Raw genomic sequence first — 23,386 nt, forward strand, 5'->3', positions numbered from 1 at the left:
TCTGAGCGCTCGACCAGTCCTGATCGCCTCACCATCCGTAGGAGACCATGCCCCGCGACGAAATCAACTGGACGCCGTCCCCCGGTACCTCGACCGACCAGCCTCGGCAGGTGCGTCGCATCCTCAGGCTTTTCAAGCCCTACCGCGCCCGGCTCGCGGTCGTCGGCCTCTTGGTCGGCGCCGCGTCCCTGGTCACCGTGGCCACCCCGTTCCTCCTCAAGGCGACGCTCGACACCGCGATCCCGCAGGGCCGCACCGGCCTGTTGAGCCTGCTCGCGCTCGGCATGATCCTGAGCGCCGTCCTGACCAGCATCTTCGGCGTACTGCAGACCCTGATCTCCACCACGGTCGGCCAGCGCGTCATGCACGACCTGCGCACAGCGGTCTACGGCCGGCTCCAGCGCATGTCGCTCGCCTTCTTCACCCGGACCCGCACCGGCGAGGTCCAGTCCCGCATAGCCAACGACATCGGCGGCATGCAGGCCACCGTCACCTCCACGGCCACCTCCCTGGTCTCGAACCTCACCAGCGTGGTCGCCACGATCATCGCGATGATCGCCCTGGACTGGCGCCTGACCGTCGTCTCGCTGCTGCTGCTCCCGGTCTTCGTGTGGATAAGCCGCCGCGTCGGCAACGAACGCAAGAAGATCGCCACCCAGCGTCAGCGCCAGATGGCGGAGATGGCCGCCACGGTCACCGAGTCCCTGTCCGTCAGCGGCATCCTGCTCGGCCGCACGATGGGCCGCTCGGACTCGCTCACCCGCGCCTTCTCGGAGGAGTCCGAGGGCCTGGTCGACCTCGAAGTCCGGTCGAACATGGCCGGCCGCTGGCGCATGGCCGTCATCTCGATCGTCATGGCCGCGATGCCCGCCGTCATCTACTGGACGGCCGGCATGACCCTGCACCTGGGCGGCCCGGACGTCTCGATCGGCACGATCGTCGCCTTCGTCTCGCTCCAGCAGGGCCTGTTCCGCCCGGCCGTCAGCCTGCTGTCGACCGGCGTCCAGATCCAGACCTCGCTGGCGCTCTTCGCCCGCATCTTCGAGTACCTCGACCTGCCGATCGACATCACCGAGCGCGAGAACCCGATCCACCTCGACACCATCAAGGGCGAAGTCCGCTTCGAGGACGTCGAGTTCCACTACGACGACAAGAGCGGCCCGATCCTCGACGGCGTCGACATCACCGTCCCCGCGGGCAACAGCCTCGCGATCGTCGGCCCGACCGGCGCCGGAAAGTCGACCCTCGGCTATCTCGTGCCCCGGCTCTACGACGTGACGGGCGGCCGGGTCACCCTCGACGGGGTCGACGTCCGCGACCTGGACTTCGACACGCTCGCGCGTGCCGTCGGAGTCGTCTCCCAGGAGACGTACCTCTTCCACGCGACGGTCGCCGACAACCTCCGCTTCGCCAAGCCGGACGCCACCGACGAGGAGCTGCACACGGCGGCGCGCGCGGCACAGATCCACGAGCACATAGCGGGCCTCCCCGACGGATACGACACGATCGTCGGCGAGCGCGGCCACCGGTTCTCCGGCGGCGAGAAGCAGCGCCTGGCCATCGCCCGCACCATCCTGCGCGACCCGCCGGTCCTCATCCTGGACGAGGCGACCAGCGCCCTGGACAACCGCACCGAGGCCGCCGTCCAGGACGCCATCGACGCCCTGTCGGCCAACCGCACCACGCTCACCATCGCGCACCGGCTGTCCACCATCCGAGGCGCCGACCAGATCGTGGTCCTCGACTCAGGGCATGTCGCGGAGCGGGGCACGCACGAGGAACTGCTCGATCAGGACGGGCGGTACGCGGCCCTCGTACGCCGGGATGCCCAACTGGAACCGACAAGCTGAAGATATGCCGGGTTTATGACCTTATGCGGGTTACCGTGCCCGCATGCAGATGAACACTCCGCCACGGAGCACGATTCGACTGACCCGCAGGGGCCGGGTCGCCCTCATCGCGACGGGGGCCGTCGTGGCCGGCACCGCCGTGGCGGTGCCGCTGCTGAGCCTGGAGAGCGAGGGGGAGTCCCGTCCGACGTCCCTGGTGATTCCGGAGGGCTGGCGTTCGGGCCAGATCTACGAAGCCGTGGACAAGGCCCTCGCACTGCCGGTCGGCAGCACGAAGAAGTCGATCGCGAAGGCCGGCCTGAAGCTGCCGAACGACGCGGAGGGCAACCCCGAGGGCTATCTCTTCCCGGCGACGTATCCGCTGGAGAAGAAGTCGACGCCCACGTCGCTGCTGTCGTTCATGGTCAACACCGCCAACAAGAAGTTCAACGGAGCCCCGGTCGCCGCAGGCGCCCAGCGCAACGCGATGAACGTCTACCAGGCCGTCACCATCGCGAGCATCGTGCAGGCCGAGGCGGCCACGAAGGCCGACATGGGCAAGGTGGCCCGGGTCATCTTCAACCGGCTGGAGCGGGGAATGCCGCTGCAGATGGACTCGACCATCAACTACGCGCTGAACCGCGCCACGTTGAAGACGTCGTCGAGCGACACCCGGGTCGAGAGCCCGTACAACTCCTACCAGCGCATGGGCCTGCCGCCCACCCCCATCGACAACCCGGGCGAGGACGCGATGCGCGCCGCGATCAACCCGCCCCCGGGTGACTGGCTGTACTTCGTCACCGTCAAGCCCGGCGACACCCGCTTCACGGCCAACTACGAAGAGCACCAGCGCAATGTCGCCGAGTTCAACGCGGCCCAGAAGGCCAGCACCCAGCCCAAGAAGTGACCACGAGAAGCGGCACCGGGCGACACCCGCCCTCCTGACGGGAAGTCGCCTGATGCCGGGCTCGGCGAGAGGAGACACGGCCGCCTGACGTGCTGTTCTCGCGCCAGGCCGCCCCGAGCCCCTCGCCCGGAACCGCCACGCCCTCAGCCCACAGGGGCGACCGCCCCCGTATCCACCGCTTCTCCCGCGAGCAGCCGCCTGATGTCCCGCACCGCCGCCCGCCCCGCCCGATTCGCTCCGATCGTGCTCGCGGACGGGCCGTAGCCGACCAGATGGATCCGTGGATCGGCGACCGCGCGCGTCCCCTCGATCCGGATCCCGCCACCCGGCTCGCGCAGCTTCAGCGGTGCCAGGTGGTCGATCGCGGCGCGGAAGCCGGTTGCCCAGAGGATGACATCGGCGTCCACATGGCGGCCGTCGGCCCAGTCCACGCCGTCGGGCGTGATCCGGTCGAACATCGGCTGCCGGTCGAGGACCCCGTCCGCGATCGCCTGCCGGATCGCGTCGTTCAGGGGCAGCCCGGTCACCGACACCACGCTCTTCGGCGGCAACCCCTGCCGCACCCGCTCCTCCACCAGCGCTACGGCCGCCCGCCCCACGTCCTCGGTGAACGGCCCCTCGCGGAACACCGGCGGACGCCGGGTCACCCACGTGGTCGCCGCCGCGTACGGAGCGAGTTCCATCAGATGCTGGGTACCGGACGCGCCCCCGCCCACCACGACCACCCGCAGCCCGGCGAACTCCTCGGGCCCCGGATACTGCGCGGTGTGCAACTGCCGCCCCCGGAACGTCTCTTGACCCGGATAGCGCGGCCAGAACGGCCGGTCCCACGTCCCCGTCGCATTGATCAGCGCCCGCGCCGACCACGTGACGTCCGGCCTCTCCAATCCCGCTGACCTCTCCGATCCCTCCGCCAGATCCACCCCGTCCGCCGTCTCGACGAGCAGTCGGCCGCCCGTGCCCTCCCGCACGGCCTTCACATCGACCGGCCGCCGTACCCGCAGGTCGAAGGCCTGCTCATACGCGGCGAAGTACTCGGCGATCACCTCGGCGGAGGGCCGGTCCGGATCCGCGTCCGTCAGCTCCATGCCCGGCAGCGCGTGCATCCCGTGCACCTTGCCGTACGTCAGCGACGGCCACCGGAACTGCCAGGCCCCGCCCGGCGCCGGCGCGTGGTCCAGCACCACGAAGTCGCGCTCCGGCTCGAAACCGGCGCGCCGCAGGTGGTACGCGCCGGCCAGTCCAGCCTGCCCGGCGCCGATGACGACCACGTCGACCTCACGCGTGTTGTTCACGTTTGTACGAACAGCACCGGCGCCATGGATCTTCCCCCGCGCTCAGCGTCCGCCGCTCACGAGCAGCGGCAGGCCGCCCTCCGTCCTCCCCTCGACCAGCCCGCGCGCCGCCAGCTCGGGCATCACGCCCTCCCCGAACCAGTACGCCTCCTCCAGATGCGGATATCCGGACAGCACGAAGTGCTCGACGCCCAGCGAGTGGTACTCCTCGATCAGGTCGGCGACCTCGGCATGGCTGCCGACCAGCGCGGTCCCCGCACCACCCCGGACGAGACCGACGCCCGCCCACAGGTGCGGATGGATCTCCAGCCGGTCCCGCGAACCGCCGTGCAGGGCGAGCATCCGCTGCTGCCCCACCGACTCACTGCGCCCGAGCGCGGACTGCGCGGCGGCGACGGTGTCCGGGTCGAGGTCGTCGAGGAGCCGGTTCGCGGTCGCCCACGCCTCGGCCGACGAGTCCCGCGAGATCGTGTGCAGCCGTACCCCGAACCGCACGTCCCGCCCCTCCCGCTCGGCGAGCCCGCGGATCCAGCCGATCTTCTCCTCGACCTGCGCCGGTGGTTCTCCCCAGGTGAGATAGACGTCCGCATGCCGGGCGGCAACCGGTCCGGCCGCCGCCGACGACCCGCCGAAGAACACCTGCGGCACCGGATCGGGCGGCAGCGCCGTCAGCCCGCCCTCGACCTGGTAGTGGACACCGTCGAAGTCGTACGGCTCTCCGCGCCACACCCCGCGTACGACCGACAGGAACTCGTCCGTGCGCGCGTACCGCTGGTCGTGATCGAGACGGTCGCCGAACCGCCGCTGCTCGGCCGAGTCGCCCCCGGTGACGACATTGAGCAACAGCCGCCCCCGCGTGACGCGTTGATAGGTCGCCGCCATCTGCGCGGCGAGCGTCGGTGAGATCACCCCGGGACGGAACGCCACCAGGAACTTCAGCCGTTCGGTGTGCTGCGCGAGGGCGACCGTCGTCAGCCAGGCGTCCTCGCACCAGGTGCCGGTCGGCGTCAGTACCGCCTCGAAGCCCAACTGCTCGGCCGCCTTGGCGATTTGAGCGAGGTACTCGATGTCCGGAGGCCGCACCCCGCGGACCGCGCCTGCGCGGTGGGGGCCGTAGGCGTGCCGGTCGACGAGCGTGCGACCGTCGCCGCCGGTCGGCAGGAACCAGTGCAGACGCACGCTCATGTCACGAACCTCCCGTGATGCGCGGAGCGGAGGTCGAAGCCGGCAGATCGTCGTTGTAGCGCGTGTCCACGAAGTCGGCGAAGTCCACCTTCCGCGGTATCAGCTTGAGTTGGGTGAAGGTGTCGGCGATCTGCTGCTCGGAGGCGATGAGCGGCTTGTCGACGGCGACCGGGACCCGGGTGGAGTTGGTCCGTTTCACCGACGCCAGCGCCACCTCGTACGGCAGCCCGGTGTCCTTCGCCCACACCTTGGCCCACTCCTCCTGGTGCGTGAACACCCAGGTCTGGGCGCGGCGCAGCCGGTCGAGGTAGTCCTTGATCGCGGCGGCCTTGCTCTTGTCCGCCAGCGCGCCGGGCGCCGCCACCTGGAAGGAGAGGCCGTTGGTCACGCCCTCGCCGGAGGTCAGGACGCGACCCTGTTTGGCCTGCAGGATCTGCGAGGTGTACGGGTCCCACACCGCCCACGCGTCGACCTTGCCGGAGACGAACGCGGCCAGCGCGTCGGCGGGCTGGAGGTACTTCACCTTGACGTCACTCAGGGAGAGCCCGGCCGCCCTGAGCGAGGCGACCAGTTGGAAGTGCGCGGACGAACCCTGCGCCACGGCGATGGACTTGCCCTTGAGCTGCTGGGGCCGGGAGAGCTTCGAGTCCTTCGGTACGAGGACGGCGTCCCCGTCGGACGTGCCGTGCCAGGCGGCCACCACCTTGATCTTCGAGTGGGCACCCGCCGCGAACACCGGTGGGGTGTTGCCGACCCCGCCGATGTCGACGGCCTTCGCGTTGACGGCTTCCAGGAGGGGCGGTCCGGAGGTGAACGTGGACCACTTGATCTTGTAGTCCAGGTTCTTGAGTTCACCGGCGGCCCGCAGTACCGCCTCCGAACCGCCCTTCTGGTCACCGACGTTGAGCGTGAGGGAGCCCTTGCCGTCGGTTCCGGTCGAGGTCTCGGCGGCCGAGTTCCCGCCGCAGGCGGCGAGCAGGAGAGTGAGGGGGAGCAGGAGAGCGAGGGGGAGGAGCGGAGCGGCGGGGACGAGACGTCGTCGCATGGGGGATCCGTTCTCGGTGACTGGAGTCGTGCGTGGGGGAGTTCAGGCGGCTTCGGCGGCGGTGTCGACGCCGAGGCGTTCCAGGAGTCCGGCGCGCAGCTCGGCGAACCGGGGGTCGGTGATGTCGCGCGGCCGGTCGAGGTCGATCCGCTGTTCGTGCGCGATGACGCCGTCGTCCATCACCAGGACCCGGTCGGCGAGCAGCACCGCCTCCTCGACGTCGTGGGTCACCAACAGGACGGCGCAGCCGCGCCGTTGCCACAGCTCGCCCACCAGTCGCTGGGCCTTGATCCGGGTGAGTGCGTCGAGCGCCCCGAACGGCTCGTCGAGCAGCAGCAGATCGGGCTCGCGCACCAGGGCCCGCGCCAGCGAGGCACGCTGCGCCTCGCCACCGGACAGCGTCCTGGGCCAGGCGTCGGCGTGATCCCCGAGCCCGACCTCCGCCAACGCCCCTTCCGCCACGGCCCGTTGGGGTTTCCCGGGCAGTCCGAGCAGGACGTTGCGCCACACCTTCTTCCACGGCATCAGCCGGGGAGCCTGGAACGCGACGGCCTTCCGGCGCGGGACGAGCACGGTGCCCTTGATGTCCCGGTCGAGCCCGGCGAGGATCCGCAGCAGCGTTGACTTGCCGCAGCCGCTGCGGCCCAGCAGTGCCACGAACTCGCCCTGCTGCAGGTCGAGTCGGAGCCGGTCGATGACGGGCCGGCCGTCGAAGGAGCGGGTCAGCTCCTCGACGCGCACCGCCTGCGCGGCCACCGGTGAGGGGGGCGCCGGCCGGCTGGTCACCGGCCCGTGAACGTCGGTCGCCATTGCAGCAGCAGCCTTTCGAGGGTGCGGACGAGGAAGTCGGCCAGCAGGCCGAGGAAGGCGTAGACGATCAGGCAGACGACGATCACATCGGTCTGCAGGAAGTCACGCGCCTGCACCATGAGGAAGCCGATCCCGGCGTCGGCGTTGATCTGCTCGGCGAAGACGAGCGCCAGCCAGGCGATCCCGAGGGAGTAGCGCAGCCCGGTCATCGCGTTGGGCAGCGCGCCCGGCAGCACGACATGCCGTACGAGCCCCCAGCGGGACAGCCCGAGCGACTCGCCGGCCTCGATCAACTGGCTGTCCACGCCCCGGATTCCGGCGTAGACGTTGAGGTAGAGCGGGAAGGTCACGCCGAGCGTGATGACGGCGACCTTCGGGGCCTCGCCGATGCCGAACCAGATGATGAACAGCGGGATCAGTCCCACGAACGGCACGGTCCGCAGCATCTGCACCGGGGCGTCCACCAGGTCCTCGCCGATCCTGAACAGGCCGGAGACGAGGGCGAGTCCGGTGCCGATGACGGTTCCGAGCAGCAGTCCCAGGGCCACCCGCTGGAGCGAGGTGGCCATCGCGGAGGTCAGTGAACCGCTGTCGATCAGATCCCAGCCGACATGGGCGATCCGCCCGGGCGACGCGAGTACGTCGGAGGTCAACACGCCCGTAGAGCTGAGGAGTTGCCACAGTGCGAGCAGGGCCAGGGGGCCGGTGGTGCGACGCAGCCAGCGGGGGACACGGCTGCGGCGCGAGGAGGTGGGGACGAGGGGGACGAGTTCGGGTGGAGCGACGGCACCCGACTCGGCCGTAGAAGGAGAAGGGGAAGGAGAAGAGGGGGATGAGGATGAGGATATGGCGGAAATGTCGGGCCCGGAGGGGTCGGGTGGTGCATGGCTGATGCTCATGGGTGCTCCACGGGTGGGGGAGAGCGTCCGGTGGGGAGGGAGGTACGCCTCAGTGCCGCCGCGTCACGACGATGTGTGCGGGCGCGACGGAGTGCGGGGGTGAGGCGGGAGAAGGCGTCAGTGGCCGCGGCGACACGCGGCGGAGGCCACCCGCAGCAGGTCGATGTGACCGCGCGTGGTGAGCAGAGCTGAACGCAACATGCGGCAGAAAATAGGTCAGATGGCGTGCCACGGTCAACGGTGTCTCGCGGACTGGACCCTCCGTATCACGGTCCGGGCGGCCCGAAGCGGACGGCGAGTCCGCCGCATGGGCCAGGATGGAGACATGTCTGCTGCCTTCACCACCCGCGTCCTGAACGTCACCACCGGTTCGAGGGAGCGGGTCATGGACCTCACCCGCGACTGCGAGGCGTTCCTGAGGGAGGCCGCCGCCGGCCGCGACGGCCTCCTCAACCTCTTCGTCCCGCACGCCACCGCGGGCATCGCGGTCCTCGAAACGGGTGCAGGCAGCGACGACGACCTCCTCGCCGCCCTCCACACCCTCCTTCCCGCCGACGACCGCTGGCAGCACCGCCACGGCAGCCCCGGCCATGGCCGCGACCACGTCCTGCCGGCGTTCGTACCGCCGCACGCGACGTTGCCGGTGGTGGGCGGACGGCTGGAACTGGGGACGTGGCAGTCGGTGTGCCTGGTCGACACGAACAGGGACAACCCCGACCGGAAGGTACGGCTCACCTTCCTCGCGGGGTCGTGACGCCGTCCGTGGTCCCTGAGCGCCGACCCGGCTCGGGCCGCCCGGCCCGGTGACCGTTCCGGGCGGCCCGAACCGCCTTGGTCAGGTGGTGAAGCGGTGGGTGCCGGAGCCGACCCGGTACACCGCGCAGCCGTCCTCCTGGCGCAGGTAGGTCCCGTGCGTGTGGGTCACCGCGTCCGGGGAGGACGCGGGGATCCACACCTCGGCGGTCGTGTTCGGCGGCACCTCGCAGGTCAGCGTGAACCGGCCGGACCGCAGCCGCCAACGGGTCGAGACCGGGCCGTGGACCGAGGTGAACGTGGCGCCGGCGGTGGTGACGGCGCCTCCGGGGCGGGGGCGGACGACGATCTCGCGGTAGCCGGGCCGGCCCGCCGAGATGCCGGCGATGTTCGTGTACATCCATTCCCCCACAGAGCCGTAGGCGTAGTGGTTGAAGGAGTTCATGCCCGCGTCCTGGAAGCTGCCGTCGGGCCGGATGGAGTCCCAGCGTTCCCACATCGTGGTGGAGCCCCGGTCGATCTGGTAGCCCCAGCTGGGGAAGGAGCGCTGTTGCAGCAGGCGGTAGGCGACGTCGGTGTGGCCTGTGTCGGTGAGGACGGGCAGGAGCCGGGGAGTGCCGAGGAAGCCCGTCGACAGATGCCAGTCCTTGGCCTCGATCAGGGCGACGAGGCGGTCGGCCGCCGCCGTCCGTGACGCGTCCGGCAGCAGGTTCATCGACAGCGCCAGGACGTAGGCCGTCTGCGTATCGCCCTTGATCCTGCCCTCGGAGGTGAGGTACGCGTTCTGGAAGGCCGTGCGTATCCGCTCGAAGAGATCGGCGTACGGGGCGGCGTCGACGCCGAGTTCGCCGGCCATGCGGGCCGCGAGGTCGGCGCTGTGCGCGAAGTACGCGGTGGCGATGACGTCCTTGGGGGTCTCGTCCTCGACGTTCAGCCAGTCGCCGTATCCCTGGTCCGGGCGCAGCAGCCGGTCGCTGTTCTTCTCCAGGTACGTCAGCCAGGTCTGGACGGACGGCCAGGCGTCGACGAGGACTTGGCGGTCGCCGTACGCCTGGTAGAGGGACCAGGGCACCGTGACACCCGCGTCGCCCCAGCCCGCCGTGCCGTTGCCGACCGTGCCGACCATCGGCGCCACGTCCGTGAAGGAGCCCTCCGCGGTCCGGGAGTCGCGGAGGTCGACGAGCCACTTGGACAGGAAGCGGGCCGATTCCATCGTGTAGGCGGCCGTGGGCGCGAAGACGTTGATGTCTCCCGTCCAGCCGAGCCGTTCGTCGCGTGCGGGTGTGTCGGTCGGCACGGAGAGGAAGTTGCCGCGCTGGCCCCAAGTGATGTTGTGGTGCAGCTGGTTGAGCATCGGTACGTCGGTCTCGAAGTCGAGGGTGAAGGGTGCGGACGTATGCATGACGCGTCCGGTGACGGTCCGCGTCGACGGCGTGCCCGGGAATCCGGTCACCTCCACGTACCGGAACCCGTGGAAGGTGAACCGGGGCTCGTAGACCTCCTCCTTCCCGCCGCCCTTGAGGGTGTACGTGTCGGTCGCCGCCGCGGTCCGCAGGTTCGCGGTGTAGAGGGTGCCGTCGGGGTTGAGCACCTCGGCGTGTCTGAGCCGGACGGTCGTGCCCGCGTCACCCGACACCCGCAGCCGCACCGAGCCGACCATGTTCTGCCCCAGGTCCAACACGTGGACGCCGGGCCTGGGTTGGGTCACGGTCTTCGGCGTCAGCTCTTGCTCCACCCGCACCGGACCGTCCACCTGCGCGACGATCAGATCGGGGCCGATGTCGCCGACGCCGCCCATGCGCCGTACGGCGAGCCAGCCGGTGTCGTCGAAGCCGGGTGAGGCCCAGCCGGGTGTCTCCTTGCGGGCGTCGTACGTCTCGCCGTTCAGGAGATCGGCGGCGACGATCGGTCCGGCGGCGGCCCGCCAGTCGGCGCCCGACACGATGCGCTCGCTCGTCCCGTCCGCGTACTCCACCTCCAACTGCGCCAGCAGCGCAGGGACTTGACCGTACTGGCCGGGCCCGAACATGCCCACGTTGCCCGCGTACCAGCCGGGCGCCAGATACGCCCCGATGGCGTTGGCGCCGGGCCGCAGAAGCCCGGTGACGTCGTACGTCCGGTACTGCACACGGGTGCGGTAGTCCGTCCAGCCGGGAGCGAGCTGGTCGACGCCCACCCGGCTGCCGTTGAGGTGGCTCTCGTACAGGCCGAGCGCGGTGGCGTACAGCCGGGCGCGGGCCACCTTCCCGCGCTTCAGCCGGAATTCATGCCGCAGTTGCGTGACGGCGTACGACACGGGGACGACCCGCCCCCACGGTCCGCCGCCCCAGGCCGCCGCCACCCGGACCGCCGGCCAGCCCGCGTCGTCGAACTCCAACTCCCGCCATCCGGCGGCGGGTTCCTGGTCCGTGGCCTTCCAGGAGGCGTCGGTGAACACCTTCTCCTCGCCGGAGGCGGTCCGGACGACCAGGACCGCGATGAGCCCCGCCGGGCCTTCGGTCGCGTTGGTGGCGGCGACGGCGATAACGTTGTCACCGGCTCGCACGCGTGCCAGTACGTCGATCACCGCCGGGCGTTTCCAGTCCTCGTTGTCGGTGTCGAGATCGGTGTGCGCGACCTCGACTCCGTTCAGCGAGACGGCATATACGTTGTCGGCGGTGATGGCGAGGGTGGCCGACGTGATGCCGTCGGGCAGGCGGGCGGTACCGCGGAACCAGCGGGTGGCCGCCGGAACGCTGCTCGCCGGATCACCCTCGGGGAACCAGATCCAGGAACCGCCCTCGAAGGACGGCGCGTCCACGAGGCTCGCCGGTGCGGAAATCCAGTCGGCGTTCCACTGCCGGGTGTTCATCAGGCCGGTCTCCCACCACGAGGGCGCGCTCCAGCCGGAGACGTGCCCGTCGCCGTCCCACACGCGTACGGACCAGTGGTAGCGCGTACGGGGCTTGAGGGCGGGACCTCCGTAGGACACCAGAACGGACTCGCCGGACGTGACCTTCCCGCTGTCCCAGACGTCCGGGCGGGACAGGCCCGACGCGGTGGTGGCGACGCGGATCTGGTAGGCGCTCTGGCGCACATCCACCCCGTCGGACGTCAACGGCCAGCTCAGCCGGGGGCGTTGGGCATCGATCCCCAGTGGGTGCTGGACGTACTCCACGGTCGGCGCCGCGACGAGCAGTCCGCCGCCCTGTGTCTGTGCCGCTGTCTGTGCCTGCGCCTGGCCGGATGCCGGTGCGGCCGTCGCCGGCGCGCTGTCCATGGCCGCTGCCGCGACCGTGGCGACCGCGCCCGCGAGCATGTTCCTCCTGCTGATCATGACGACTCCTCACTCGCACGGAATGGAATGAATCGATTCATTACCGAGAGGCGTGGGTAACGTAGAGCCTGGTGAGGTCGGGGTCAATCGTCTGCAACTGTTTTCTTGACACGGATACTTCGCGATTTTCCCCGGACGAAGGCGACGCGCAAGGTGGCGGCGAGGTGATTGAACGGTTTCAATCGCAGCCCTGAGTACGGGACTTGGCGCGGGTGCTGCCGGGTCACCCCGGTCGTGCTCACCGGATCCGGGAAAGACGCCGACTCGCCTGCCGCCTGGGCGAGTTGTGGCGTCCCGTGGGCGATGCTGGATGCTTCCGCACAGTGCTTCGGGCGGGCGTCGCACCGTACGTCCGCCTCAGAGGAACCGACACAGGGGAAGATCCTTGCAGCAGTCCTCGCGTAGAAGATCCCGCCGGAAGACGCTGGCCGGGATCCTGGCCGGGGGCGCCATGGCCGCCGGCTGTTTCGCCGTCATGCCGTCGACGGCGCAGGCCGCGCAGCCAGCGCAGTCCTCGGACGGTGACCGCCAGACCTCCTTCGCCGACGCGGCCGAGGAGTTCGGCGTACCGCTGCCCGTGCTCCTCGCCGTGTCGTACCAGGAGTCGCAGTGGGACGACCACGACGGGCACTACAACACCTCCGGCGGCTACGGCCCGATGAACCTGACGGACGTCACCGCGCAGATGGTGCCCGGGGGCGCGGCCGGTGCCGCGGGCCGGGGTGATCTCGCCGGGCTGACGGCGGACCCGGCCCTGCACACCCTCGACGCGGCGGCCAAGCTCATCGGCGCCCCGGCCGCGAGGCTGCGCACCGACGACCGCGAGAACATCCGGGCCGGTGCCGCGCTACTCGCCTCCTATCAGCGGGAGTTGACGGGCAAGGGGTCCGCCGACCCGGCCGACTGGTACGGCGCGGTGGCCGAGTACAGCCGGTCCTCGGACCGGAGGGCCGCACAGCTCTTCGCCGACCGCGTCTTCACGACCGTGGCCTCGGGCGCCGCGCGCACCACCGTCGACGGACAGCGCGTCCGGCTCGCGGCGCAGGGCGCGGTCCACCCGGAGACCCGGCAACTGTCCGCCCTGAAGCTGAAGGCCGCGCCGACGGCCACCGACACGGAGTGCCCGCGCACGGTCGACTGCACGTTCCTCGCCGCGGCCGCCTCGAACGGCCAGGTGGCGGGCCGTCCCGGCGACGGCGTGCGGATCAAGTACATCGTCCTGCACGACACCGAGTCGTCCTACGACGCCGCGATCAAGACGTTCCAGACCGTGGGCTCCGGCGACTCCGCGCACTACGTCATGCGGGCCTCGGACGGGGCCGTCACGCAGATGACCCACACCAAGGACATCGCGTTCCACGCCGGCAACTACTGGTTCAACATGCACTCGATCGGCATCGAGCACGAGGGCTACGCCGCGCACGGCGCCACCTGGTACTCGCAGGCGCAGTACCGGGCGACGGCCGATCTGGTGCGGTACCTCGCCAGGAAGTACGACATCCCGCTCGATCGCGAGCACATCATCGGCCACGACAACGTGCCCGGCCCGCAGGACAGTTACGTGCCGGCCATGCACTGGGACCCCGGTCCGTACTGGGACTGGACGAGGTTCATGGACATGGTCGCCCCGTCGAAGGCGCGGCACCCGCAGAGCGCGTCCCGGCACACCCCGAAGGTGGGTTCGGCGGTCACCGTCAGCCCCCGGTTCGCGACCAACCGCCAGACCGTCCAGATCTGCCCGGCCGACGACCCCACGGGCGCCACCACCGCCTGCACCGAGACCACCGCACCCGCCAACTTCCTTCCGGTGCGCACCGGTCCGAGCGCCGACGCGCCCCTCTTCGCCGACCCGGCCGTCCACCCCGGCGCGACCGCGGGCACCGACTCGATCCACGACTGGGGCAGCACCGTCCAGGCGGGCCAGCAGTTCGTGGTCGCCGGAGTCCGCGGCGACTGGACCGCCATCTGGTTCAGCGGCTCGAAGGTGTGGTTCCACAACCCCGGCGGCAGCAACACCCGCCCCGCGCCGGGCGCCAGGATCCTCCATTCCGGCGACCTGCCCGCGACCCTCTACGGCTCCGGCTACCCGCAGCCCTCGGAGTACCCCTCGGGTCTCTCCCCGTCCACCCAGAAACCCCTGACCGTCTACGGCTTCCCGGCGGGCCAGGCCTACGTCGCCACCCAACCTCCCGTCAGCGCCGACGACTTCTTCGTCTCGGGCGACACCTACGTCACCGGCGCCGCCATGTACTACACCATCCAGTACAACCACCGGGTCGTCCTGGTCGACGCCTCCCAGGTGTCCTGACACGGGCGGTGCGGGCAGCACACGTGAGTGCCGCCCGCACCGGTGCACGCTCTTCGGCGAGGCGTTCTGCGAGGATCACCCCATGAGCGACAACCCCCAACGCCTCGTCACCGTCGACCGCACCGCCCTCGGCCGCTTCACCGCGACCAACGCGCGCGGCGGCACGATCGACTTCGGTACCGCCGTCGGTGGCGGTACCGAGTTCACCCCGGTCGAGCTGCTGCTCGCCGCGATCGGGGGCTGCACCGCCGCCGATGTCGACGTGGCGACCACGCGGCACGCGGAGCCGGACGGGTTCACCGTCACGGTCACCGGAAACAAGGTCAGCGACGACCTGGGCAACCGGATGACCGATCTCGCGGTCACCTTCGCCGTGACCTTCCCGGAGGGGGAGGCCGGGGACCGGGCGCGCGCGATCCTGCCCCGGGCCGTCACCGTCTCGCACGAGCGGCTGTGCACGGTCAGCCGCACGGTGGAGACCGGCACGCCCGTCACCACGACGATCAAGGACGCCTGACCCTCCCGTCCCCGTCCACGAGGTTGTCTGTGACGCCGTCGCCTCCGGCGTCACAGCGACCTCCGAAGTGGTGCTCGGACACGGCGGCGATCCCGGAGCGGACCGAGGGATCGCCGCTCTCTGCGCGGGAGTTGAGTCCACGGCGGCGGAGGTTCGGCCTCAGGTGACAGGAGACCGACGGCCGCCACGGCGGGCCGGCATCGAAACGTATCCTGAGGTCGGTCCCGACCCCCGGTACGCGATGGAAGGCTGGTCCGCACCTCACGTGAGAAGTCGTCCCCCGCACCGTCAGAGCAGCAGGCCCACGATGCGCGACGTCGCGGAGCGGGCCGGAGTCGCCGTCGTCACCGTCTCCCGCGTCGTCAACGGCGTCGGCACGGTCCGCGAGGAGACCGCCGAGCGCGTGCACGCGGCGATCACCGCGATCGGCTACCAGCGCAACGAGATCGCGCGCTCGCTGCGCCCCGGCCAGAACTCCATGACCCTCGGGCTGCTCCTCGGCGACCTCACCAACCCGTTCTACGCCTCCCTCGCCAAGGCCGCCGTCGAGGTCGCCAACGAGGCCGGTTACGCGGTCCTGTTGAGCACCGCGGACGAGGATCCCGAGGTCGAGCGCCGGGCCGTGGGCGAGCTGATCGGCCGCCGTGTCGCCGGGCTCATCATCGTCCCCGACCAGGGCGACCACGCCTTCCTGGACGAGATCAACGGCCACGACCAGGTGCCCATCGTCTTCGTGGACCGGCCGGCCACCGGTGTCGAGGCCGATGTCGTCCTGGTCGACAACGAGGACGGCGGGTACCGGGCCACCCGGCACCTCCTCGACCAGGGTCACAGCCGTATCGCGATCCTGGTCGCGCCCTCCTACTACAGCACCGGCCGACGGCTGCGCGGCTACCGCAAGGCCCTGCGCCGCGGCGGCGTCGAGCCCGACGACAGCCTCGTCGTCACCCTGCGCCGCGGCACCGCCGAGGAGGCCGAGGGCGCCACCCGCGCCCTGCTCACCTCGGCGAACCCGCCCACCGCGGTCTTCTCCACCACGGGTTTCCTCACCGAGGGCGTCCTGCGCGCCTGCCGCGACCTCCAAGTCGCCGTCGCCGTCGTGGGGTTCGACGACTTCAAGCTCGCCGACATGCTCCCCACCCCGGTCACCGTCGTCACCTCCGACACCGGGGAACTCGGCCGCCGGGCCGCCCGCATCCTGCTGGACCGCATCGACGGCGACGACAGCCCCTCCCACCGGACCGTCCTCCCGGTGCGGCTGATCGCACGCGGCACCGGGGAGATCGGCCACCCGTAACGTCAGTACAGGATCCGCCACTTGGCGCGCGGCCAGGCGAGCACGGCGTAGAGCTGGACCAGGGCCGCCTGCTGGATGGCCTGGGTGCCGCCGGACGAGTCGAAGTGCACGAGGCCGGTCGCGGGATCACGCATCGTGTCCCACACCCGGTCGGCGTAGTCGGCCATCGCCCGGTGGTAGGTGTCCTTCCCGGTCACCGACTCCAGCAGCAGAAGGTTCTTGAAGAAGATCGAGTTGAAGTACACCGGCTGGGTGAACAGCCGCCCCTGAGTCACGTAGTAGGCGTACGCGGCGGCGGCGACCTGCTCCGCCCGGCGCAAGTAGGCGCGGTCGCGGGTGACTTGGTAGAGCAGCACGGCCACACCGACCGGCACTCCCTGGTTGTAGGACCAGAGCGTCTTCTCGATCGTCCCCCGCAGGTCGAGGTGGTCCCAGTACAGGCCGTTCGGGCTCCGCAGATGCGTGTTCGTCCAGTCGTGGAAGCGCCTCGCCCAGTCCAGGTAGCCGGCCTCGCCGGTGATCTGGTGCAGTCGCAGGGCGAGTTGGGCTCCCGGCATGTTCGAGACGGTGTTGCGGTCCTGGCTCCACTCGGCCTGCGTCCAGAAGACCCCGCCCGGGGCGGCGTGACCGCTGTCGGTGTCCCAGCCGGACCTGACCAGCGCGAAGATCTCCTTCGCGCGGGCCAGTGCGGCGGCGTCCCCGGTCTGCAGATACCGCTGGACCTTCGCCAGCCCGACCCATTCGTTGTCGTCGTAGAACATGTCGCCGCCCGCCCCGTACGGCGCGACCGGGTAGGAGGCGTACCCGGGCAGCTTCGTCGTGCCGCCGCCCGCGTTCCAGTAGTGCTCCTGGGCCGCCGCCCGCCGGGCCAGTTCCGGTTCGAACTCCCGGTCCATGACGGTGAGATCGAGTGCGGCGATGTGCACCTGTGAGAAGGGCCATTCGTACGAGTACGGGTTGTCGTCGGCCGCGGCCGGGACCTGCTCGCGGACCAGGCCGGAGCCGTCGGTCGCGTCGAGGTGTCCTCTCAGGGCCGCGTACAGGGCCGTGGCCCGGGACAACGCCCGTGCGGAGCCCGGTCGTTCGGCCGCGTGGGCGGGTGCGGCGGCCGTCGCCGTCAGGGCGGCCAGGCCGGAGCCGATCATCACTCGCCGGGAGGGACGCGGGGACATGAGGCCTCCAAGGGTGCGGGTGAGGGAAACGTTGTCATCGACACAGGAGGCCGTCAACGCGGCTGACCGGACAGGCAGTTCACTCCCCGCGGGATTTAAGTCCGGACCATTGACGGTGACGCCGGGCTGATGGAACCTGCACGATGGTTACGTTTCCACAGGTGAGTTCGTCCGGCCCCACACGGCGAAACAGGAGACAACGAGATGACCGTCCCGTCCCTCGTCACCAGACGTCTGAGCGCCGCTCTCACGATGGCGCTGCTGCTCGCCCTCGTCCCGGCCCTGCTGGTGCTGCGCGCCGCGCCGCCCGCGCAGGCCCTCGACAACGGCCTTGCCAGGACACCCCAGATGGGCTGGAACGACTGGAACGCCTTCGGCTGCGACGTGACCGAGCAACTCGTCGAGCAGACCGCCGACTACCTCGTCTCCTCCGGGCTGAAGGACGCCGGATACCAGTACGTCAACATCGACGACTGCTGGATGACCTCGGCCCGCAACTCCGCCGGCCAACTCGTCCCCGATCCCCTCAAGTTCCCCGACGGCATCAGCGGCACCGCCGCCTACGTCCACGGCAAGGGCCTCAAACTCGGCATCTACGAGAGCGCAGGCACCGCCACCTGCGCCGGCTACCCGGGCAGCCTCGGCCATGAACAGACGGACGCCGACAGCTTCGCCGCGTGGGGTGTGGACTACCTCAAGTACGACAACTGCAACCACCAGAACGTGCCCGACCAGCAGCGCTACACCGCGATGCGCGACGCGCTCGCGAACACCGGCCGCCCGATCGTCTACAGCCTCTGCAACTGGGGCCTCGCCGACGTGTGGACCTGGGGCGCGGGCGTCGGCAACAGCTGGCGCACCACCGGCGACATCAACGTCGACTTCGCCACGGTGACGTCCATCTACAAGGCGAACGTGAAACTCGCCGCGTACGCCAAGCCGGGCGCCTGGAACGACCCCGACATGCTGGAGGTCGGCAACGGCATGTCGTTCACCGAGGACCGCTCCCACTTCAGCCTCTGGTCGGAGATGGCCGCCCCGCTGATCGCGGGCACCGACCTGCGCAAGGCCTCCGCCGCGACCCTCTCGCTCTACGGCGACAAGGACGTCATCGCCGTCGACCAGGACTCCCTGGGCAGACAGGGCACCGAGATCGCCAACTCCGGTGGCCTGCACGTCCTCACCAAGTCCCTCGCCGACGGCGACGTCTCGGTGGTCCTCTTCAACGAGAACTCCGCCGCCGCCACCATCACCACCACCGCGACGGCGGCCGGCCTCCCCGCCGCCTCCTCGTACCGGCTCGACAACCTCTGGTCGCACGTCGTCAGCAGCACCGGCGGCTCGATCTCGGCGAGCGTCCCCGGCCACGGCTCGGTCATGTACCGGGTCTCCGTCGGCAGCGGCACCAGCGTCGGCGGCACCCGCCCGCTGATCAGCGCCTCCTCCAACCGCTGCCTCGACGCCTACAACGGCGACACCACCCCCGGCACCAAGATCGAGATCTGGGACTGCAACGGCGGCACCAACCAGGCCGTGACCCTCACCGCCGCCGGTGAACTCCGGCTCTACGGCGGCACCCAGTGCCTGGACGCCTACGACAACCAGACCGGCAACGGCACCAAGGTGCAGCTCTACGGCTGCAACGGCGGCGCCAACCAGAAATGGACCGTCAACCCCAACGGCACCGTCACCGGCACCCAGTCGGGCCTCTGCCTCGACGTCACGGGCGGCGACCAGCCCGCGGGCAACGTCAACGGCACCCCGCTGGAGCTCTGGTCCTGCAACGGCGGCGCCAACCAGCAGTGGCGCCTGGGCTGACCGCCCGCGATCCCCCCACCCCGATGGAGCCGCCATGACATCCACAGCAGTGCGCGTCCGCGGCACCGCAGCCGCCCTGACCGCCGTCCTCGCCCTTCTCGTCCCGGCCCTGGGCGGCACCGCGGTCGCCGACGCGCAGGCGGGCGTGTGCAACAAGTACTGCGACGCCCGCGATCCGGCCCTCTCCCCGGGGGACCGGCAGCCGGTGAGCGCGAGCATCTACTCCCGCTCCATCACCCTGCACTTCGACGACACCGACGCGATGGGCTGGGCCTCGATCACCAACGGCAGCCCCGGTGACGAGGTCTGGCTCGACCGCTCCTTCGACGGCGGCCGCACCTGGAGCTCGGGCAGCAAGCTCGGCGACACCACCATCCCCGCCGGCCAAGGGGGTTGGCGCACGCTGATGTACAACGTCGACGACTGGAACGCCCTCGGCGTCGGCGCGCTGCGGGCCTGCGGCAAGGCGGGTGACCGCGCCGAGATCGCCTGCACGCCCTGGGCCCGCACGACGTGGAACGCGGGCAGCCGGTCAACTGCCGCCGCCACGGCGCTGATGCAGTCGTACAACCTGGGCACCGGCCTCTTCGACACCACCGGCTGGTGGAACTCGGCCAACGCCCTGACCGCCCTCATCGACAACATCCGCGTCACCGGCATGGGCAGCTACACGTACGCGATCGCCACCACCTACGACCGCAACATCGGCGCCCAGGGCGGCAACTTCACCAACGACTACATCGACGACACGGGCTGGTGGGGACTGGCCTGGGTCGACGCCTACGACCTCACCGGTGACTCCCGCTACCTCAGTACCGCCCGCGCGGACGCCGATCACATGGCCCGCTACTGGGACAGCACCTGCGGCGGCGGGGTGTGGTGGAGCACCGCGAAGACCTACAAGAACGCCATCGCCAACTCCCTCTACCTGGAGCTGAACGCGGCCCTGCACAACCGCGTCGCGGGCGACACGACGTACCTCGGCCGGGCCAACGCCGAGTGGTCGTGGTTCAAGGGCAGCGGCATGATCAACGGCTCTCACCTGGTCAACGACGGCATCAACCTCTCGACCTGCGGCAACAACGGCGACACGACGTGGTCGTACAACCAGGGCGTGCTGCTCGGCGGTCTGTCGGAGCTGTACCGGGCGACGGGGGACTCCTCCCTGCTCACCACCGGCCGTCAGATCGGGGACGCCTCGACCACGTCCGCGGCCCTCAACTCCGGTGGGATCCTCCGGGAACCGTGCGAGGCGAACGGGTGCGGCGGTGACGGGCCCTCCTTCAAAGGGGCGTACCTGCGCGGTCTGAGCGCGTTCAACTCCCGTCTGTCCGACCGCCCTTACACCTCCTACATCAAGCGTCAGGCCGACAGCGCGTACGCGAACGACCGCAACTCCCTCGACGCGTACGGCCTGCACTGGGCCGGACCGCTGGACTCGACCGACGCGGCCCGGCAGCAGAGCGCGCTCGACCTGATGAACGCGGCGAACTGACGCCTCGTCACCTCGGATCGGGTCACCCCTCCCCGGTGAGGAGCCGTCGCGGATTGGCGATGCGGAAGGCGTACGCGGCGGCTCCGCCCAGGCCGTACCCGGGGTGCCGGGGCGGTTCGGCGTAGGGCCGGTCCGAGCCCTGGACCACGGCGTCGACACCGAGGGCGCGCACGATGGCCTCGACGGCGGTCGGGCCGTAGGACGAGGTCTCGACGAACATGCCGGGGTCGGTGGGCTGCTGGTGGCCGGACCGGGCGGTGAAGCGTTCGCCGTGGAGCGGGGCGAGGCCGGCCAGCAGGGCGAAGCAGACCCGCAGGCGCGGATGGCGGGGGCGGCCGAAGGCGCGGAACGCGTGCCAACTGGCGTGCATCTGCTGGACGTAGGGGACCATCGCGGGCCACCAGGCGGGGTCCGCCGAGGAGCCGGGCGCGGGGCCGGGGTGGACGAAGAGCGGCAGGTCGCGCTCTTCGAGGAGGTCCAGGAGCGGCGCGCAGCGGGCGTAACCGCCCGCGTCGGCAAGGGAGTCGGCGGGTAGCTGAAGGCCCGCGAAGCCCCGGTCGAGGTCCTTGGCGGTGGCCTCGGCGTCGATGTCCCGCACACAGGCAGCGGCCCAGGCGCCGAACGGCTCCGGGAGCGAGGCCGCGCCCTCGTGGTAGGCGTCGAGCAGGGGCCGCGCCTCGGCGGCCGGCAGCCACTCCACGCCGATCGGGGCGGACAGCGAGACGAGGACCCGGCCGAGACCGTCGGCGACGGCGAGGTCCGCGCGCCGGGCGACGTCGTGGTCGGCGGGCGTGATCCCGAACGGCGGCTCACCGTCCAGGTACAGCGTCCAGCCGTCCAGGAACGGCGGTTCGCGGCGGGCGCGCAGCGCCGTCACCAGCGAGGGGGTCCACAGATGCTGGTGTACGTCGACGTTGGTCATGTCGCTTCTCCCGCCAAGGCGTTCAGTGTGCTCGAACAGCGTCTGTCCGTCCGCGACGACCCAGGCGACCAAGAGCGTCTCCCCACGTCCCGTCACGGGTGAACCTAGCGCCTGGGCCCGCGATGATCGAGTGGTGTGGAGCAGGGGCCGGGCGTACCGTCGAACGGTGGGCAGCAGGCGGACGGAACCGTCCGCCGGACCCCGTGAGCGCGGTTTTCCATGAGCAACCCCCAGCACGCCTCCCCAGCTCGGACCACCACCCCGGACACCGGCGGTGGCGGCAGCACGATGGCGCTGCTGGTGATCGCGTCCTGTCAGCTGATGGTGGTCCTCGACATCACCATCGTGAACATCGCGCTGCCGCACATCCAGAGTTCGCTGGGCTTCTCCACCACCAGCCTCGCCTGGGTCGTCAACGCGTACACCCTCACCTTCGGCGGTCTGCTGCTCCTCGGCGGGCGGGCCGGGGACATCCTCGGCAGGCGACGGGTGTTCGTGTTCGGGGTGCTGCTCTTCGTACTCGCCTCGCTGCTCGGCGGGTTGTCCCAGAACGCCGGTCAACTCCTCGCCGCACGCGCCGTGCAGGGCGTCGGCGGTGCCATCGCCTCGCCGACCTCCCTCGCCCTGATCAGCACCACGTTCCGTGAAGGCCCGGAACGCAACCGGGCGTTCGGGGTCTTCGCCGGTGTCTCGGCCGGCGGTGGCGCGATCGGGTTGCTGATGGGCGGCATCCTCGTCGAGTGGCTGAACTGGCGCTGGGTCCTCTTCGTCAACGTCCCGATCGGACTGCTCATCGTCCTCGCCACCCCGCGCTGGATCAAGGAGTCCGCACGCCACCCGGGCCACTTCGACATCACCGGCGCGCTGACCTCCACGGTGGGCGTGGTGTTCCTGGTCTACGGCTTCATCCGGGCCGCGCAGGAGGGCTGGCGGGACTGGCTCACCCTGGCCTCGTTCGGCGCGGCCGTGGTCGTCCTCGCCCTGTTCGTGCTGGTCGAGCGGCGCTCCCGGCAGCCGATCACCCCGCTGCACATGTTCCGCGACCGCAACCGCGCCGGGACCTACGGCATCATGCTCTGCCTCGCCGCCGCGATCTTCGGCATGTTCTTCTTCCTCACGCTCTTCGTGCAGGACGTGCTGGGCTTCAGCCCGCTCGTGGCCGGCTTCGCCTTCCTGCCGGTCAGCGCGGTGATCGCGGTCGGCGCGGGCCTGGCCTCGCGGTTCCTGCCGACGTACGGACCCAAGCCGTTCATGGTGGCGGGCGCGGTCCTCGCCGCGGCGGGCCTGTCCTGGCTGACGCTGACGGACGTCCACTCCACCTACCTGGGCAGTGTCCTCGGGCCGATGCTGGTGTTCAGCCTGGGCATGGGCATGGAGTTCGTGTCACTGACCCTGATGGCGCTCTCCGACGTGCCCGTCCAGGAGACCGGCGCGGCCTCCGGACTCCTCAACGTCATGCAGCAGGTGGGCGGTTCGCTCGGGCTGTCCATCCTGGTCACGATGTTCGGCACGGCCAGCCGCAACGAGGCGAGGGACCGCATCCCCGCGTTCCTGTCCCAGGCGACCCCGGCCGAACGCCTCCAGTTCCGGCGCACCGGCCAACTCCCCGGCACCTGGGGCGATCAGGTCCTCACCGCCGGGGCCTCGGCCGCGTTCGTCACGGCGGCGGTCTTCACCCTCGTCGCCGCGCTCATCGCGGTCCTCGTCATCCAGGTCCGCCCCTCCGACCTCGAACGCCTCAAGGGCGGCACGGGCGTTGGCCCACCGTGACCGTCAACTCCGTTGTCCGGCGGCCATGTTGCTCGTACGACCGCCAAC

18 protein-coding genes are annotated in these 23,386 nt (G+C 70.5%); 9 read left to right on the plus strand and 9 right to left on the minus strand.

From position 1 onward, the window contains the following. Positions 1-47 precede the first annotated feature (47 nt). Together ACIPTO_RS35055 and mltG are read left to right on the plus strand one after the other, a co-directional pair. Complete coding sequence (locus ACIPTO_RS35055) at positions 48-1,850, plus strand: ABC transporter ATP-binding protein (RefSeq protein ID WP_401198791.1); 1,803 nt, start codon at positions 48-50, stop codon at positions 1,848-1,850. A 43-nt stretch (positions 1,851-1,893) separates the two neighbouring features. After that, on the plus strand, positions 1,894-2,736 hold the full coding sequence (gene mltG / locus ACIPTO_RS35060) for an endolytic transglycosylase MltG (RefSeq protein WP_401198793.1): 843 nt from the start codon (positions 1,894-1,896) through the stop codon (positions 2,734-2,736). 143 nt (positions 2,737-2,879) lie between these two features. On the opposite strand, the gene ACIPTO_RS35065 is transcribed toward mltG, so the two are convergent. The 6 genes from ACIPTO_RS35065 to ACIPTO_RS35090 all read right to left on the minus strand — a co-directional run bounded on the left by ACIPTO_RS35065 (position 2,880) and on the right by ACIPTO_RS35090 (position 8,171). Further along, a complete protein-coding gene (locus tag ACIPTO_RS35065) occupies positions 2,880-4,031 on the minus strand; it encodes an NAD(P)-binding domain-containing protein (RefSeq protein ID WP_401198795.1) in 1,152 nt (383 codons plus the stop codon). Between the two features lie 42 nt (positions 4,032-4,073). Beyond that, the gene (locus ACIPTO_RS35070) at positions 4,074-5,216 is read right to left on the minus strand and encodes an LLM class flavin-dependent oxidoreductase (RefSeq protein WP_401198797.1); all 1,143 of its coding nucleotides are present in this window, start codon (positions 5,214-5,216) and stop codon (positions 4,074-4,076) included. Between the two features lies 1 nt (position 5,217). Next, entirely contained in the window at positions 5,218-6,261 is a 1,044-nt protein-coding gene (locus tag ACIPTO_RS35075; protein WP_401198799.1) for an ABC transporter substrate-binding protein, read from the minus strand. 42 nt (positions 6,262-6,303) lie between these two features. Next, positions 6,304-7,071, minus strand: a complete 768-nt coding sequence (locus tag ACIPTO_RS35080) for an ABC transporter ATP-binding protein (protein WP_401198801.1) — start codon at positions 7,069-7,071, stop codon at positions 6,304-6,306. After that, the gene (locus ACIPTO_RS35085; protein ID WP_401198803.1) at positions 7,044-7,970 is read right to left on the minus strand and encodes an ABC transporter permease; all 927 of its coding nucleotides are present in this window, start codon (positions 7,968-7,970) and stop codon (positions 7,044-7,046) included. Before ACIPTO_RS35085 ends, ACIPTO_RS35080 begins: the two co-directional genes overlap by 28 nt. A gap of 117 nt (positions 7,971-8,087) precedes the next feature. Continuing rightward, the gene (locus tag ACIPTO_RS35090; RefSeq protein WP_365505671.1) at positions 8,088-8,171 is read right to left on the minus strand and encodes a putative leader peptide; all 84 of its coding nucleotides are present in this window, start codon (positions 8,169-8,171) and stop codon (positions 8,088-8,090) included. A gap of 124 nt (positions 8,172-8,295) precedes the next feature. On the opposite strand from ACIPTO_RS35090, the gene ACIPTO_RS35095 reads away from it, so the two are divergent. After that, positions 8,296-8,724, plus strand: a complete 429-nt coding sequence (locus ACIPTO_RS35095; RefSeq protein ID WP_401198805.1) for a YjbQ family protein — start codon at positions 8,296-8,298, stop codon at positions 8,722-8,724. 81 nt (positions 8,725-8,805) lie between these two features. Here the strand turns inward: ACIPTO_RS35095 and ACIPTO_RS35100 are convergent, their stop codons facing one another. After that, a complete protein-coding gene (locus tag ACIPTO_RS35100) occupies positions 8,806-12,039 on the minus strand; it encodes an alpha-L-rhamnosidase (RefSeq protein WP_401198807.1) in 3,234 nt (1,077 codons plus the stop codon). Between the two features lie 451 nt (positions 12,040-12,490). On the opposite strand from ACIPTO_RS35100, the gene ACIPTO_RS35105 reads away from it, so the two are divergent. The 3 genes from ACIPTO_RS35105 to ACIPTO_RS35115 all read left to right on the plus strand — a co-directional run bounded on the left by ACIPTO_RS35105 (position 12,491) and on the right by ACIPTO_RS35115 (position 16,161). Beyond that, positions 12,491-14,347, plus strand: coding sequence for an N-acetylmuramoyl-L-alanine amidase (locus tag ACIPTO_RS35105; protein ID WP_401199079.1), 1,857 nt, complete (start codon positions 12,491-12,493; stop codon positions 14,345-14,347). 82 nt (positions 14,348-14,429) lie between these two features. Then, positions 14,430-14,864 carry an OsmC family protein gene (locus ACIPTO_RS35110; protein ID WP_366320534.1) on the plus strand — a complete coding sequence of 145 codons (435 nt, stop codon included), beginning with the start codon at positions 14,430-14,432 and terminating at the stop codon, positions 14,862-14,864. 307 nt (positions 14,865-15,171) lie between these two features. Next, on the plus strand, positions 15,172-16,161 hold the full coding sequence (locus ACIPTO_RS35115; protein ID WP_366320532.1) for a LacI family DNA-binding transcriptional regulator: 990 nt from the start codon (positions 15,172-15,174) through the stop codon (positions 16,159-16,161). Between the two features lie 2 nt (positions 16,162-16,163). Here the strand turns inward: ACIPTO_RS35115 and ACIPTO_RS35120 are convergent, their stop codons facing one another. Then, positions 16,164-17,333, minus strand: coding sequence for a glycoside hydrolase family 76 protein (locus ACIPTO_RS35120; protein WP_401198809.1), 1,170 nt, complete (start codon positions 17,331-17,333; stop codon positions 16,164-16,166). Between the two features lie 204 nt (positions 17,334-17,537). Between ACIPTO_RS35120 and ACIPTO_RS35125 the strand changes: the two genes are divergently transcribed. Beyond that, positions 17,538-19,151 (plus strand): glycoside hydrolase family 27 protein, encoded by a 1,614-nt coding sequence (locus tag ACIPTO_RS35125; RefSeq protein WP_401198811.1) that lies wholly within the window; start codon positions 17,538-17,540, stop codon positions 19,149-19,151. Between the two features lie 34 nt (positions 19,152-19,185). Then, positions 19,186-20,646: a glycoside hydrolase family 76 protein gene (locus ACIPTO_RS35130; protein WP_401198813.1), complete on the plus strand. Its 1,461-nt coding sequence runs from the start codon at positions 19,186-19,188 to the stop codon at positions 20,644-20,646. 22 nt (positions 20,647-20,668) lie between these two features. Here the strand turns inward: ACIPTO_RS35130 and ACIPTO_RS35135 are convergent, their stop codons facing one another. Next, a complete protein-coding gene (locus tag ACIPTO_RS35135; protein ID WP_401198815.1) occupies positions 20,669-21,568 on the minus strand; it encodes an amidohydrolase in 900 nt (299 codons plus the stop codon). Positions 21,569-21,856: 288 nt separating this feature from the next. On the opposite strand from ACIPTO_RS35135, the gene ACIPTO_RS35140 reads away from it, so the two are divergent. Then, positions 21,857-23,338, plus strand: coding sequence for an MFS transporter (locus tag ACIPTO_RS35140; protein WP_401199081.1), 1,482 nt, complete (start codon positions 21,857-21,859; stop codon positions 23,336-23,338). Positions 23,339-23,386: the final 48 nt, after the last annotated feature.

This window comes from Streptomyces sp. NPDC090083, from assembly GCF_044747445.1.
Lineage (GTDB): Bacteria > Actinomycetota > Actinomycetes > Streptomycetales > Streptomycetaceae > Streptomyces.